Source organism: Priestia sp. HNGD-A6 (assembly GCF_045784335.1).
Lineage (GTDB): Bacteria > Bacillota > Bacilli > Bacillales > Bacillaceae_H > Priestia > Priestia zanthoxyli.
Genome location: NZ_CP138621.1, coordinates 2,800,520 through 2,814,738 on the forward strand (window position 1 = coordinate 2,800,520; position 14,219 = coordinate 2,814,738).

Annotated in this window: 10 protein-coding genes; 6 read left to right on the forward strand and 4 right to left on the reverse strand. The window is 36.9% G+C overall.

All coding sequences use genetic code 11. The annotated features are described in order from the left end of the window. Positions 1 to 212 precede the first annotated feature (212 nt). The gene (locus SCI76_RS14260) at positions 213 to 1,055 is read left to right on the forward strand and encodes a PepSY domain-containing protein (protein ID WP_048021658.1); all 843 of its coding nucleotides are present in this window, start codon (positions 213 to 215) and stop codon (positions 1,053 to 1,055) included. 40 nt (positions 1,056 to 1,095) lie between these two features. Here SCI76_RS14260 and SCI76_RS14265 read toward each other — a convergent pair whose 3' ends face one another. Further along, complete coding sequence (locus SCI76_RS14265) at positions 1,096 to 2,544, reverse strand: cell wall metabolism sensor histidine kinase WalK (protein WP_048021660.1); 1,449 nt, start codon at positions 2,542 to 2,544, stop codon at positions 1,096 to 1,098. After that, positions 2,541 to 3,224, reverse strand: a complete 684-nt coding sequence (locus SCI76_RS14270) for a response regulator transcription factor (protein ID WP_028409748.1) — start codon at positions 3,222 to 3,224, stop codon at positions 2,541 to 2,543. The genes SCI76_RS14265 and SCI76_RS14270 overlap by 4 nt, the downstream gene beginning before the upstream one ends. A gap of 228 nt (positions 3,225 to 3,452) precedes the next feature. Between SCI76_RS14270 and SCI76_RS14275 the strand changes: the two genes are divergently transcribed. The 3 genes from SCI76_RS14275 (at position 3,453) to SCI76_RS14285 (ending at position 7,595) form a co-directional block, all read left to right on the forward strand. Further along, positions 3,453 to 4,490, forward strand: a complete 1,038-nt coding sequence (locus tag SCI76_RS14275) for a PepSY domain-containing protein (RefSeq protein ID WP_048021662.1) — start codon at positions 3,453 to 3,455, stop codon at positions 4,488 to 4,490. Positions 4,491 to 4,683: 193 nt separating this feature from the next. Then, positions 4,684 to 5,883, forward strand: a complete 1,200-nt coding sequence (locus SCI76_RS14280; protein ID WP_028411929.1) for a class I SAM-dependent rRNA methyltransferase — start codon at positions 4,684 to 4,686, stop codon at positions 5,881 to 5,883. 278 nt (positions 5,884 to 6,161) lie between these two features. Beyond that, positions 6,162 to 7,595, forward strand: a complete 1,434-nt coding sequence (locus tag SCI76_RS14285) for an anion permease (RefSeq protein WP_243495290.1) — start codon at positions 6,162 to 6,164, stop codon at positions 7,593 to 7,595. A 28-nt stretch (positions 7,596 to 7,623) separates the two neighbouring features. Here SCI76_RS14285 and SCI76_RS14290 read toward each other — a convergent pair whose 3' ends face one another. Beyond that, a complete protein-coding gene (locus SCI76_RS14290; protein ID WP_048021665.1) occupies positions 7,624 to 9,075 on the reverse strand; it encodes an alpha-amylase in 1,452 nt (483 codons plus the stop codon). A 250-nt stretch (positions 9,076 to 9,325) separates the two neighbouring features. On the opposite strand from SCI76_RS14290, the gene SCI76_RS14295 reads away from it, so the two are divergent. Then, positions 9,326 to 10,015: a response regulator transcription factor gene (locus tag SCI76_RS14295; protein ID WP_028411932.1), complete on the forward strand. Its 690-nt coding sequence runs from the start codon at positions 9,326 to 9,328 to the stop codon at positions 10,013 to 10,015. Beyond that, complete coding sequence (locus SCI76_RS14300) at positions 9,993 to 12,242, forward strand: histidine kinase dimerization/phospho-acceptor domain-containing protein (protein WP_048021667.1); 2,250 nt, start codon at positions 9,993 to 9,995, stop codon at positions 12,240 to 12,242. Before SCI76_RS14295 ends, SCI76_RS14300 begins: the two co-directional genes overlap by 23 nt. 325 nt (positions 12,243 to 12,567) lie before the next feature. Here SCI76_RS14300 and katA read toward each other — a convergent pair whose 3' ends face one another. Further along, on the reverse strand, positions 12,568 to 14,028 hold the full coding sequence (gene katA / locus SCI76_RS14305; protein WP_063248443.1) for a catalase KatA: 1,461 nt from the start codon (positions 14,026 to 14,028) through the stop codon (positions 12,568 to 12,570). Between the last annotated feature and the right edge of the window lie 191 nt (positions 14,029 to 14,219).

Consider the following 14,219-nt stretch of genomic DNA (forward strand, 5'->3'; position numbering starts at 1 on the left):
ATTCAGCTGGGCTTCATAGTGAATTCATGTTCCGCTCTTAAAATAAACACATAGCTAAAGAGGACAAGAAGCGCTTTGGCTCGTACAGCAAAAGTGAAAGGTATTTTAGCAGAAAAAAACGTTACTCCAATGGCGCTATTTTGATAAATGACCGCTGCTAAAACCTTTAGCTTGTGCTGTAAATACATTGGAAATTACGCGGAGGTATAATCATGATTGGAAAAGTATTAGCAGGAAAAGCAGTAGTAGCAAAAGCCGTGGGAGGTGCCACAATTGGAACAGCTATCGCTCTTGGTTCAATGACAAGTGCATTCGCTTCAGACGGCCAGCACATTACTTCAACAAAAGCGTCGGCTCATACCGAAGCGGCCACATATACACAAGCTCAAGCAAAAACAATTGCCTTAAAGAACTGCGGAGGAACGGTTCAATCGGTTTCTTTTGAAAATAACGCCTATACGTTTTTAATTCACGGAAAAGATAATCAAGACCATCATGTGAAAGTAAATGCACACAGCGGAAAAGTGGTAAAGGTTGAAAAACTATCTTTTTCTCAAAGTGAGGCACAAGCAGTAGCGGTGAAAAACTGTGGAGGAACGGTTAAGTCGGCAGGCTTCAACGATGGAGTGTATACGTTCTTAATTCATGGAAACGATAGCCGTGACCACCACGTAAGAGTCAATGCACAAAGTGGAAAAGTGATTCAAATTCAAAGCCCTGCATTTACAAAAGCACAGGTTCAATCAATTGCATTAAAAAATTGCAGTGGAACGATTCAATCGAGTTCATATGTAAATGATGTATACACATTTTTAATTCACGGAAAAGATAACAAAGATCACCATGTGAAAATAAACGCTGAAACAGGAAAAGTAATCAAAGTCGAAGCGGTAAAGTTTACGCAAGAACAAGCTAAACAAGCTGCTCTTCAACAGCACAAAGGAACGGTTCAATCTGTTTCATTCAGTGAACAAGCGTACACGTTTGTGATCAAAGGAACAGACAATATAAAACATACTGTAAAAATCAGCCCTCAAACAGGAAAAGTATGCTGATTTGATAAAAAAGACGATTGCTTCAAGGCAATCGTCTTTTTTATGTCAAGGGCAATAGGATTTCAAAAGCAGTTCCTGCATTCAATTTGCTTTCTACATGTATTTTTCCCCCGTGCAGCTCTATAATAGATGCGCTAATGGCCAAGCCTAAGCCCGCTCCTCCATATGCCCGAGAGCGTGAAGCATCAGCTTTGTAAAATCGCTCAAATAAATGAGGAAGGTGTTCTTGAGGAATACCATGACCGTTATCTTGTATTATTAACGAAAGTTCTTTCTCATTTATTTTTCCTATCACTTGAATAACTCCTGTAGTTGGATTTGTATGCTGTACGGCGTTGGAAAATAAGTTTAAAACAACTTGTTTAAATTGATCTTTGTTAATGTCTGATGGTAAACGGCTTGGAAAGTCGAATAAAACCTTTCTGTTCCCCGCCAATAGTATGAGTTGAGGTTTCATATCTAAAATCAACTCATCTACAAAACAGTATTCTTTTTGAAACGGTGGAAGTTGATCAAGCTGAGCAAGAAGCAGAAGATCCTGAATAAGTTTGTGTAGCCTTTTGGACTCTCCATACATGCTTTTTAATGCGTCGTTTAATTGTTCTGGATTACTGCTAGCCCCTCTTAATAAAACTTCTAAAAAGCCGTGAATAGATGTAAGCGGCGTTCGCAGTTCATGCGAAGCATCCGCAACAAAACGCCGCATTTGTTCTTTGGCTTCTGTTTCTGCTTTAAATGCTTTTTCAAGACGTTCAAGCATTTCATTAATAGAAAGAGAAAGGCGATCCATTTCGATTTGTCCTTGATTAACAGGCAAGCGGTCATGTAAGCTTCCGGCATTAATATGCTCCACTTTTTTAGTAGTAGTAAACAAAGGGACTAACGTCTGTTTTAAAACAGAAGAAAAAACAAAAAAAGCAATGGTCATTGCGGTAAGTGAAAGCATTAAAAAGATGAGCATTTGTCTGATTAAGAGGTCTCTTAATGATTCTGTGGGAGTATTAATTTGAATAACTCCCTGTATTTCTCCATCAAAGATAATGGGTTTTAAAACAATGACTTGCTCTTGATGACCATCCATTTTTTTTATAAGGCTCGTCGTGTTGTCCGGCTGGTTGCTGTTTTTCATTACTTGTTTGTATGCAGATGCAGAAAGCTTAGGGAAGTAAGAATGATGTGGATCCTTAGCCAGCCGTAAAAAGGTGCTTTTTTGATTGATAAAGGTAATATTAACGCCCGGGAAATAAACCATTGGTCTTGATGATTGTTTTACATTCTGGCTCGTTTCAATATCGTGCTTCCAGACATCATCGGGAATCAAGTGAATTTGGTCTTCGATGCTTCTAATTTTATTTGTGTAAATAAATTGCTTCATAAATACGTATTGAAAAACGCCTATCAGCATCAGTAAACTCAAAATAACGAGTAAACTTCTAGATAAAAGCTGAAGGCGAAGAGAGTTCAAATGAAAGAAACGTTTGTGCTTCATGAAATATCAATCCGGTACCCTACACCGCGAAGCGTTCGAATAACGGTTCGGCTATGGTCCTGTAATTTTTCTCTCAGTGATCGAATGTATACTTCAACAATGTTTTCTTCTCCTCCAAAATCATATCCCCACACTCGATCTAAAATGGTGGATTTACTTAGTACGAGACCGTGATTAATAACTAAGAATTTTAAGAGTGCATATTCAGTAGGGGATAAATCAAGTATGTGATTAAGGTATTTAATTTCTTTGCGGCGGTCATCAATTTTAAATGGACCGATGGATACTTCGTCTAATAAGTTGGGAAATTGATTGCGGATTCTAGCTTGAATGCGCGCAAGAAGTTCTTCAAAACTGAAGGGTTTGACCATATAATCATCTGCTCCAATAGTCAGCCCCTTTACTCGATCGTCCACTTGATCTTTTGCTGTTAGCATGATGACAGCTATATTCCCCATTTTCTTTAACAAACGGCATACTTCAAATCCATCCATTCCCGGAAGCATAACATCTACAATAGCGATATGAGGCTTGAATTCTTTGGCTATATTAATGCCTTCCATTCCGTCTTGGGCAGCTTTGATATCAAATCCTTCATTCGTTAACCCTAAAGATAAAAACTGTAAAATAGTTGGTTCGTCATCTATAAGTAAGACTTTAATTCCTTTTAGTTGATCCATCATGGTGAAAACTCCTTTGCTCCTCTACTTTCTATTATGCTTTTTTATCTGAAACAGCCCTGAATAATAGCTGAAAGCAAGCTGAAAAATAGTAGCTATTCTTATATCTTCAGCTAACTTTAAGCTTCTATTCGTCTTATTCTCAGAAATCTTTTGCATAATGAACGGCGTACTAGATAAAACGCCATAGACGGAAAGTCTAATGGTGAAAGAGGAGGAAATGTAAAGATGATTAAATGGGTAAAAGTATTGTCTACATCTGCTTTAGGAGCTGCAGTTGCATTTAGCTCTATTACAACGAGTCACGCTGCAGAAATGAAGACAGCGAAAGCAGAGACAACTGAACATGTGAGTATCTCGCAAGCTCAAGCAAATGGTATTGCTCTGCAAGATTGCAAAGGGACGGTCACATCTACGGAATTTAAGCAAGAATCAAGTGTGTATGTGATTACAATTGTAACGAATAACCTTGAGCAAAGAATCGTAGAAGTAAGCGCAAGCACTGGAAAAGTAGTGAAGAAGCAAGAAGTGAAGTTATGGACACAAAATCAAGTGAAAGAATCCATTTCTAAGCAGTATACAGGAGCGATTCAATCTATTACATTTAACAAAGAAACGCATGAATATACGTTAACTGTAGTAGATGGCAAAGTAGAATATACGCTAACCGTGGATGGTCTAACGGGGAAAGTCATTCATGAGAATAAAAAAGAGCTGCAGCTAATATCAGAGCAAAAAATAAAAGAAACAATTGTTAAACAATATAGTGGTTACGTATATAGTCTAGAGTTTAAAGAATCCGCTAGTCAGTATGTCGCAGTGATTCTTAAAGATAGCACTCAATATACGGTAACGTTAGATGCTTTCACAGGAAAAGTAGTTAATACTTCTCAGCAAGCAGTGAAGCTATTAACGAGACAAGATGCAAAAGATCTTGCATTGGCTACATATGCAGGTAAGGTGAAAATGGTAGAATATGATCAAAACGCAGCGATTTTCACAGTAAAAATAATCAAAGATAATACGGAATACACCGTTACAATCGATGCGGTTTCGGGTGAAATCACACATGTAAGACATGATAAGCTTCAGCCGTTAACGGAGACCGCTGTGAAAGTTCTTGCTTTAAAACATCAAGAAGGAAAAGTAGATCATATTGAGCTTATAACAGAAAACTCAATAACTGTATACGTGGTGACTTTAGTGAGCGGAAGCAAGCAGCAGACGCTTAAGTTCGATGCATATACTGGACAAGAGTGCTCATAATTTTTTATCTTAAAACATAAAACATACATTTCATTTTTCATTCATATCAAGCAGGGGGTGCTTCAAGGCATCCTCTGCTTTTCTATTTTGTAACTGGAAACATTACCGGTTATCTATGTTAAGATAAATGTAGATTATTCTCGTAAAATGGATAAAACTAGAATGAACTAAATTAAATAGATAGGGTGTACACATGAGAAAAGAAGTACAAGTTATAGCCAAAGAAGCTTTTATTAAAAAAGTGAATAAAGGTTATCCACTCATTGAAAAAGATGCGCTTGTTGATGGTCATAAACTGCAAGAAGAAGGCGTTATTATTAACTTAGTCACTCCAAAGAATCAATTCTTAGCCAAAGGCTATTATGGAAAACAAAACAAAGGCTACGGATGGATTCTGACGAAGAAGAAAAGTGAACAAATTGACGCGGCGTTTTTTGTACGAAAAATTCAGCGAGCTATTACCTCTCGTCACGATTTTTATGCGTCTGAAGATACAACTGCTTTTCGTGTATTTAATAGTGAAGGTGACGGAATTGGCGGCTTAATCATTGATTATTATGACGGATATTACGTCACGAGTTGGTATAGTGAAGGAATTTATCAATTTAAAGAATACGTTATTGAAGCTTTAAAATCTGCGCCTAACTTTAAAGGGCTGTACCAGAAAAAACGTTTCAACGTAAAAGGGCAGTATATTGAAGAAGATGATTTTGTCACAGGAAATAAAGGTGAATTCCCTTTAATTGTAAGAGAAAATGGTATTCGTTTTGCCGTTTATTTAAATGACGGAGCGATGGTTGGGGTCTTTTTAGATCAGCGAGACGTCCGTAAAACGATTCGAGATAAATATGCAAAAGGAAAGACCGTTCTAAACATGTTTTCGTATACAGGCGCATTTTCAGTGGCGGCCGCTCTTGGAGGAGCTGCGAAAACAACAAGTGTCGACTTGGCCAATCGCAGCCTGGCAAAAACAATTGAGCAATTTAGTGTAAATGGAATTGATCACGAAGCACAGGACATTATTGTGGAAGATGTTTTTAAGTATTTTAAATATGCAGTTAAGAAGAATATGACGTTCGATCTTGTGGTGCTAGATCCGCCGAGCTTTGCTAAATCGAAAAAGCATACGTTCAGCGCGGCAAAAGACTACAAAGATTTATTAAAAGAAGCCATTGCTCTTACAAAGCCAAATGGTGTCATTGTAGCTTCGACGAATGCAAGTAATTTTGATATGAAAAGATTTCATTCGTTTATTGAAAAAGCTTTTAATGAAAAAGGGGAACGCTACAAAATGATGGAGCAGTTCTCTCTTCCAGCTGATTTTAAAACAATAAAAGAATTTAAGTCAGGTGATTATCTCAAAGTCGTGTTTATTCAAAAAGTAAATCGTTAAATGCAAGGCTGCATGATGAACTCATGCAGCTTATTTATTTTGATGAAATAACGCTTACAAGCTATTTTGAAGGGAATAAAAGGAAGGTGAAAGATAAAAATTGTCAATATGTATGATAAAATAATAAAGGAATTATGCTCAACACTTCACAAATTTACAATATCATCCTTATGAAACGTATTTTTACAATTATTTTATTTTAAATGGGACAAGTATTGGGTACGAAGGGGAAAGAGCATACTACTATTATTATTTAAAAACATGAAAGGAGAAAGATTATGGCTGAAACAACTAAAAAGCCTGCCGGCGAAGTGAAGTTTATTCCTTTATTAATTTGTCTGGCAATCGGACTTATTTTATGGTTTATTACACCTCCGTCCGGACTTGATGTGAAGGCTTGGCACTTATTCGCTATTTTTGTGGCTACTATCGTAGGTCTTATCATTAAACCATTGCCATTAGGCAGTGTAGCTATTTTATCTTTAACCATTATTGTATTAACTAATACATTAACACTTGAACAATCGCTCAGCGGTTTTCAAAATACAACGATTTGGTTGATCGTTATTGCATTCTTTATTTCTAGAGGTTTTATTAAGACTGGTCTAGGAACAAGGGTTGCCTATATCTTTGTCCGTTTGTTCGGTAAAAAGACGTTGGGACTATCGTATTCTCTTATCGTAAGTGATTTAATTTTATCACCTGCAATGCCGTCTAATACAGCACGAGCTGGAGGAATTATTCTTCCAATCATTCGTTCTTTATCTGAAACATACGGATCGAGAACTGGAGACGGTACGGAGCGCAGAGTCGGTGCTTTTTTAACAAAAGTATCGTTTCAAGGAGATATGATTACATCGGCTATGTTCGTAACGGCAATGGCGGCCAATCCTCTTGCTGTTAAAATGACAGAACAAATTACAGGAAAGACTATTTCATGGGTTGGATGGGCAGCGGCTGCAATCGTGCCTGGAATTATTAGTTTAATTGTTATTCCGCTCGTTATTTATAAGCTGTATCCGCCAGAATTAAAAGAAACGCCGGAAGCATCTGAAATTGCAGCAAAAAAACTAAATGAAATGGGTCCGCTAAAGAAAGAAGAATGGTACATGATTGGCGTATTTTTACTTCTTCTTGTGCTGTGGATTTTTGGCGCTAATTTAAATATTAATGCAACAACAACTGCTTTTATTGGTCTATGTGCGCTGCTTTTAACGCAAGTGTTAAGCTGGTCGGACATCAAAAAAGAACAGGGAGCATGGGATACATTAGTCTGGTTTGCTGTTTTGGTTATGATGGCAACTTTCTTAAATGATCTAGGCATGATTCCTTGGTTCAGTGATCTGATGAAAGGCACTGTTAGTCATATGTCTTGGATGACGGCGTTGATTGTACTAGCTATTGCATATTTTTATTCTCACTACTTTTTTGCGAGTAACACGGCTCACGTCAGCGCTATGTACGCAGCATTTTTATCTGTCATCGTGGCCGCTGGTGCGCCTCCGTTACTGTCAGCATTAATTTTAGCGTTCTTTAGCAATTTATTTGGCTGTTTAACTCACTACGGCAGTGGACCGGCACCGGTGTTCTTCGGTAGTGGATATGTAACGCAGCAAAAATGGTGGTCGCTCGGCTTTTTAATTTCAATTATTCATATTATCATTTGGATTGGAATTGGCGGCTTGTGGTGGAAACTGCTAGGTCTATGGTAAAAAAACAGTGGCGCAGGCCACTGTTTTTTTATGCTTCAGCCCAAACGGATACAGAGCCGCCATTTACAGGGAAGTGTCCGTAGCCGTCTTCTTCAATCACAACTTGGTCTTCTCGGTTCTTTGTGAAGTCGATCCACGTTTGTCCGCTTCGGTGTTCGCCGACGAACATTCTCTTTTCTCCGTCTTCGCCGTTTGACATCACCACAGCGCATCCAGACTTCTCAAATTCCTCTACACCATGCCTTACCCATCCAATGGTATTCGGGTGATCAAAATAATCGTCTTGCTGTCCGTATGCTTTGTCATAGCGTACGTGCAAGAGAGCAGAAATATCTTTTTCTTTTCCCTCAATTGGATGCTCTCCACCTATCCCAAAATAGTCTCCGTAAAATACACAAGGATAGCCGTCTTCACGAAGTAAAATTAGAGCGTAAGCACTTTGTTTGAACCAATCTTCTACCCAAGATTCTAAAGATTCATTTGGCTGAGAGTCATGGTTATCTACAAATGTGACAACATTCAACGGATGAGTCTTAACCAATGTATCATCAAAAATTGTGGTTAAATCAAAATCTCTTCCTTGCTGAGAGGCTTCATGCAGTTTGTAATGCAGCGATACGTCAAACAAATCAATTTGATAATCAATAACGTCTAAAAATTCCTGACAGGTTGTTAATTCTGGATTCCAAAACTCTCCCACAAAATAAAATGGCTTTTCTTGAGAAGAGGACAATTCGTGAGCAAACTCTTTAATAAAATCATGGTTAATATGTTTAATGGCGTCTAATCGGTAACCGTCGCACTGCAGGGTGTCTGCTAACCATTTTCCCCATTTGATCATTTCTTCTCGAACTTCAGGGTGGTCGTAATCAATATTCGCAAACATTAAATAATCGTAGTTGCCAAACTCTTGATCAACATTTTCGTTCCAGCTTTTGTTTTCCCCGGCAATACGAAACACACCTTCTTTTCCATTTTTATCATCGTAATCAGTGCCATTAAAATGATTAAAGTTCCATTTGAAAGAAGAATATTGATCGCCGCGCCCTTCAAATGTAAACTTTGTCCACCCTTCAATTTCAAAGGGTTCAGAAATCTCTTCTGTTCGGTTCATGGGGTCTACTTCAATGACGTGGAAGGTTTCTTTTTCATCCGCTGCAGCTTTATGATTCATCACAATATCAACATAGACATTAATTCCGTGATTATGACAGGCATCAATTGCTTCATGCAGCTCTTGCTTGGTTCCATACTTTGTACGAACGGTTCCTTTTTGATCAAACTCGCCAAGATCATATAAGTCGTAAACGCCGTAGCCATTATCCTCTGATGAAACACCTTTTGTAACCGGGGGAATCCACACGGAATCAATTCCTTGTTCTTTTAGTTGAGGAGCGAGCTCTTTGAGGCGTTTCCAATGCTCGCCATCAGCTGGCACATGCCATTCGAAAAATTGCATAATTGTATGATTCCGTTCCAAGTTAAATCATCCTCCTTTTAAATAAAAAGATATAATCGCTCACGGATAGTTCTTTAGAATCAAATGAGGAATTGATTATATTTTTTCTTTTAACGTTCCTGTTATCCCTATTCCTTAAACCTTTTTCAATATATGATGCTTAAGAAAATCTTAAGATTCCCCCTTCTTTTTTCTTAAGAAATGCAGTTTACAATAAAACCCATAGACGAAATGACCCATGATATACTTTTGAAAGGAGTGTGAGAAATCAATGAACGAATATGTGGTTTTAGTTGTAGATGATGAGCAAGAAATCCGCAATGGTATTGCTATTTATTTAAAAAATGAAGGTATTAAAGTCTTTACGGCCAAAGATGGAATCGAAGCCATAGAGATACTAAATAAAGAAAAAGTTCACTTGATTATTCTGGATATTATGATGCCAAGGCAAGACGGCATTTCAACAACGTTTAAAATTCGAGAACAAAAAAATATCCCGATTATTATGCTGAGTGCTAAAAGCGAAGATGCCGATAAAGTGCTTGGTCTGCAGGTAGGAGCAGACGATTATGTGACAAAACCTTTTAATCCATTAGAACTGATAGCAAGAGTTAAATCACAGTTAAGAAGATATGTGACATTAGGTACCTATGAAGAAACAAAGACGATTAATATCCGAGGTCTTGTACTTGATATTGAGGCTAAGTCCGTCACTCTTGATGGGGAATTCATTAAGCTCACTCCCATTGAGTATAAAATTGTAGAATTATTAATGAAAAATGCAGGAAGAGTTTTTTCCATACATGATATTTATGAGCGCGTATGGAATGAACCCGGCTACAACGCAGAAAATACGGTAGCAGTGCACATTAGAAAAATAAGAGAAAAAATTGAGATTGAACCAAAAAATCCGAGATATGTAAAGGTTGTGTGGGGACTTGGATATAAAATGGAAAAATAGCGTTATTTCAGCTATAGGTATTATCTTGTTTTTATTTGGTTTAGGAGCAACCATTTCTTCTATTGGCAGCATGCATAACCTAGTAAAAGCAAACTACTTACAAAAAAGTACCTATGTAAAATCAGAAGACTTCCAAAAAGAAATAGATCGTTTTACAAATGATCTTTACCTCTTAGAATTGACATCCAAGAATAAAAATACCGTTAACGCAAATACGATAACAGAAGAAGAAATTGAGTCGTATCGATATGCAGAAGGAAACTTAACGGAACAAATACAAAACGTACACGATAAATATGAAGAAAAAATAGAAGACGCTAAGCAAGCAAAGAGTAAAAAAGTTGAAGATGCCTATGTAAAGCAGCGGGATCTAGAAGTTAAAAACATTCAAAAAAAGTTTCAAGATGATCAATTTGTTCGAGAAAAAATAGCAAAAAATAAAGAATTCGAAATAACGAGAATTTATGATGAAGCTTTTGATCGGCAAAAACCATTATCTCAATATAAAAAAGACATCATGTATTATTTGAAAGATAGAAACACACAAAAAATATATACGAACATCCAAAATGCAAGCAAGGAAAACGTTAATCAATTAGTAAAACAAAAAAATATGTTGTATAAACATACCTATTCAGCTCAATCACCCCTTGTGTTTCAACTAGATGAATATAAAAATTCATTGTTAAGCAGTGAGACAGACTCAGAGATTCCAAACCGGTATTTAAAGCAGAAGTTTACGGGTATAATTGCTGTTCCTGAAAAAGAAGCTTTCAGTAGTTCTTTATTTGATGAATATAACTATTACCATCACCAAAATGTAGTATTTCTCGTGTATGCATTGTCAGGAATAATAGCTCTGTTAATAGTTTACTTTATTTATAAAAGAACAATAACCGGACGTTTAAAAGAAATAACAAGACAAAATGCCGTACAGAGGATTTATAAAAAAGTACCTTTAGATATGTGTATAATTGTTTTTCTTTTGTACTCATTTTTCACATCAAGTCTAGTTCTGAACGGCTATCCAACTTCTTTATTAGAATCATATAAGCATGTTGCTATATTTTTCTTTTATATGATAGTTATATCCATAGCTATTTGCCTGTGGGTACTTCAAGTATTTTTACTGTTTCAGCGTATGCGCACACTAGATGATATAAAAGAAGAATATCACAGAACGTGTGTTTATCAAGTCATTTATTTTCTTCAATCTATTTTTATTATCAGACATATTGGCATGTATATAATGGTTGTAGTACTGCTTTTAGTTTTTGCGGTATTTGCTGTTGCAGCTTTATTGACCAGTGGATCTATGTTTGTAGAACAAGTGTCTATACTATACTTAGCTGTCGGCAGTGTTATAGGAGTGGTTACTTTGATACTGCTTATGCTACGAATTAATTATTTAAATAAAATTATTATTTCCATTAATCAAATCGCCACAGCTGAGTGGAAAAGGCCGTTACCTATCAAAGGAAAATCAGCTTTAACTCAAGCAGCGATAGATATAAATCATATTCAGCAGCAAATTCAAAAATCTCAGCATGTTCAAGTTAAAAGTGAACGCTTGAAAACAGAGTTAATTACCAACGTCAGTCACGATTTAAGAACACCATTGACTTCTATTATGACATATACAGCGTTGCTAAAGTCCCAAGATCTTACTTGGGACGAACAACATGCTTACGTTGAAATTATTGACCGTAAATCAAAACGTTTACAGACACTTATTGATGATTTGTTTGAAGTATCAAAAATGGCAAGTGGAAATGTAGAATTGCATAAAGACACAATTGATATTAATCAGCTTCTTCATCAGGCTTTAGCTGAATATGATGAAGCAATTAAAGATTCAACTCTGCAATTTCGTATTCAATCTATCCAAAAGCCGATATTTGCTACTGTAGATGGTCAAAAATTATGGAGAGTATTTGACAATTTGATAGAGAACATATTGAAATATTCACTTGAACAAACGCGTGTCTATATTTCTGTTCAAGAAATAAACGAACAAGTGAAACTAACGTTTAAAAATGTAAGTAAATATGAGTTAAATGAGCAGGCAGACGAGCTGTTTGAACGATTTAAAAGAGGGGACGCCTCAAGACAAACCGATGGCTCTGGACTTGGTTTAGCTATTGCTAAGTCAATTATTGATTTGCACGGAGGAGAATTGAATATTGAAATTGACGGAGATTTATTTAAAGTAACGATTACTCTTTAATGTGAGTGAATATAAACAGCATATCTAGTAAAAAAGAGAAGCAACCTCATTATGCTGGTTGCTTCTCTTTTTTTAGCGTTCGTAATTTTATTCCGCAACCGCAAAGTGTACTGTGCTTTAGTACTTTTATTTCTCTATGACACTGATTACATCTTATTTCTTGTCCAATCATTTCTTCATCCCTTCCTCTTTTTACAAGAATTTAAATAAGTATCCATAAAATATGGATACTTATTTAGTGATAAAATGTTAAACTAATTGAGAATAAACGAAAATCTAAAATGAGAAAAACACCTTTATTTTCTCATTAGGAAAACTGATATCTTTATTTTACTTGCTGCGGAACAGACAATCCTAAACCGTCTGCAACGCGTGTTCCATACTCTGGATCCGCTTTGTAGAAGTGCTGAATTTGACGCAGTTTAATCTCTTCTTTTTCTACAGGCTTCATAGCTTCAACGATGTTTGCAACTAGTCGTGTACGCTCGTCTTCGCTTAGAAGGCGGTATAAGTCACCTGCTTGCGTGTAATGGTCGTTATGATCATATGAAACACTATCGGCAACGCCTGAAACAGGGTATGCCGCTTGTTTGTTTTCATGAGATTCTGTCGGACCGCCAAAGCTGTTTGGCTCATAGTAAACAGAACGGCCGCCGTTATCGTCAAAGCGCATTTGACCATCACGCTGATAGTTATTTACTTCATTGCGCGGACGGTTAATAGGTAGCGCTTGATGGTTAGCACCCACGCGGTAGCGATGTGCATCGCTGTATGCGAATAGTCGACCTTGCAGCATTTTATCAGGTGATACGTCAATTCCCGGTACAAGCGTTCCAGGTGAGAATGTAGCTTGCTCCACTTCGGCAAAATAATTTTCTGGATTTCGGTCCAAGACCATGCGACCTACTTCAATTAACGGATAGTCTTTTTGTGACCAAACCTTTGTTACGTCAAACGGATCAAAGCGATACGTATCAGCGTCTTCTAATGGCATAATTTGAACGTACAGCTTCCATGAAGGGAAATCGCCTTTTTCAATGGCATTAAATAGATCTTCAGTATGATAATCTGGATTTTCACCAGCTAGCTTTGCGGCTACGTCTGGAGACAGATTTTTCACGCCTTGCTCTGTTTTAAAGTGATATTTTACCCAAACGCCATCTCCTTCGGCATTAACCCATTTAAATGTATGGCTGCCAAATCCATGCATATGGCGTAACGTTGCCGGGATACCGCGATCAGACATTAAAATAGAAACTTGATGCAAAGATTCAGGAGATAAAGACCAGAAATCCCACACGGCCGTCGGGTTTTTCAAATGCGTGCGTGGATCGCGTTTTTGTGTATGAATAAAATCGGGAAATTTAATCGCATCTCGGATGAAAAATACAGGTGTATTATTTCCGACTAAGTCGTAGTTGCCTTCTTCTGTATAAAATTTAACAGCAAATCCGCGAGGGTCGCGAACGGTATCTGCTGAGCCGTTTTCACCAGCTACTGTTGAAAAGCGAACAAATAGAGGTGTTCGTTTTCCTACTTCAGAAAGGAAAGCTGCTTTTGTATAGGCTGAAACATTGTTTGTCACTTCAAAATAACCGTGGGCACCGGCGCCTTTTGCGTGTACGACGCGTTCAGGAACACGCTCTCGGTTAAAATGGGCTAATTTCTCTAAAAGGTGAACATCTTGAATTAAAGTAGGTCCGCGTGAACCAGCGGTCATCGAATTTTGATTATCTCCAACCGGAGATCCCCAACTAGTCGTTAAGTTATTCTTGTTTGTTGTCATCTTAGAACCACCTCTTATTTGAATTTTATTATGTTAGAAATAATAATAACATTTTTAAATAAAAAATCAATACTAAATTATAATTATTATAATTTAAAGTGTTAATTTTGAGATGTAGTCAGTGGGGGTTATAAGCATGTGAAGTGTACGAACTATTTTAAAAATTTTCTGTATAGTATATTTAGTTTAAT

Bases quoted from the DNA above. Each gene is read 5' to 3' on its own strand.
- SCI76_RS14275 (WP_048021662.1), top strand. From the start codon at position 3,453: ATGATTAAATGGGTAAAAGTATTGTCTACATCTGCTTTAGGAGCTGCA.
- SCI76_RS14280 (WP_028411929.1), top strand. From the start codon at position 4,684: ATGAGAAAAGAAGTACAAGTTATAGCCAAAGAAGCTTTTATTAAAAAA.
- SCI76_RS14260 (WP_048021658.1), top strand. From the start codon at position 213: ATGATTGGAAAAGTATTAGCAGGAAAAGCAGTAGTAGCAAAAGCCGTG.
- SCI76_RS14270 (WP_028409748.1), bottom strand. From the start codon at position 3,224: ATGGATCAACTAAAAGGAATTAAAGTCTTACTTATAGATGACGAACCA.
- SCI76_RS14265 (WP_048021660.1), bottom strand. From the start codon at position 2,544: ATGAAGCACAAACGTTTCTTTCATTTGAACTCTCTTCGCCTTCAGCTT.
- SCI76_RS14295 (WP_028411932.1), top strand. From the start codon at position 9,326: ATGAACGAATATGTGGTTTTAGTTGTAGATGATGAGCAAGAAATCCGC.
- SCI76_RS14285 (WP_243495290.1), top strand. From the start codon at position 6,162: ATGGCTGAAACAACTAAAAAGCCTGCCGGCGAAGTGAAGTTTATTCCT.
- katA (WP_063248443.1), bottom strand. From the start codon at position 14,028: ATGACAACAAACAAGAATAACTTAACGACTAGTTGGGGATCTCCGGTT.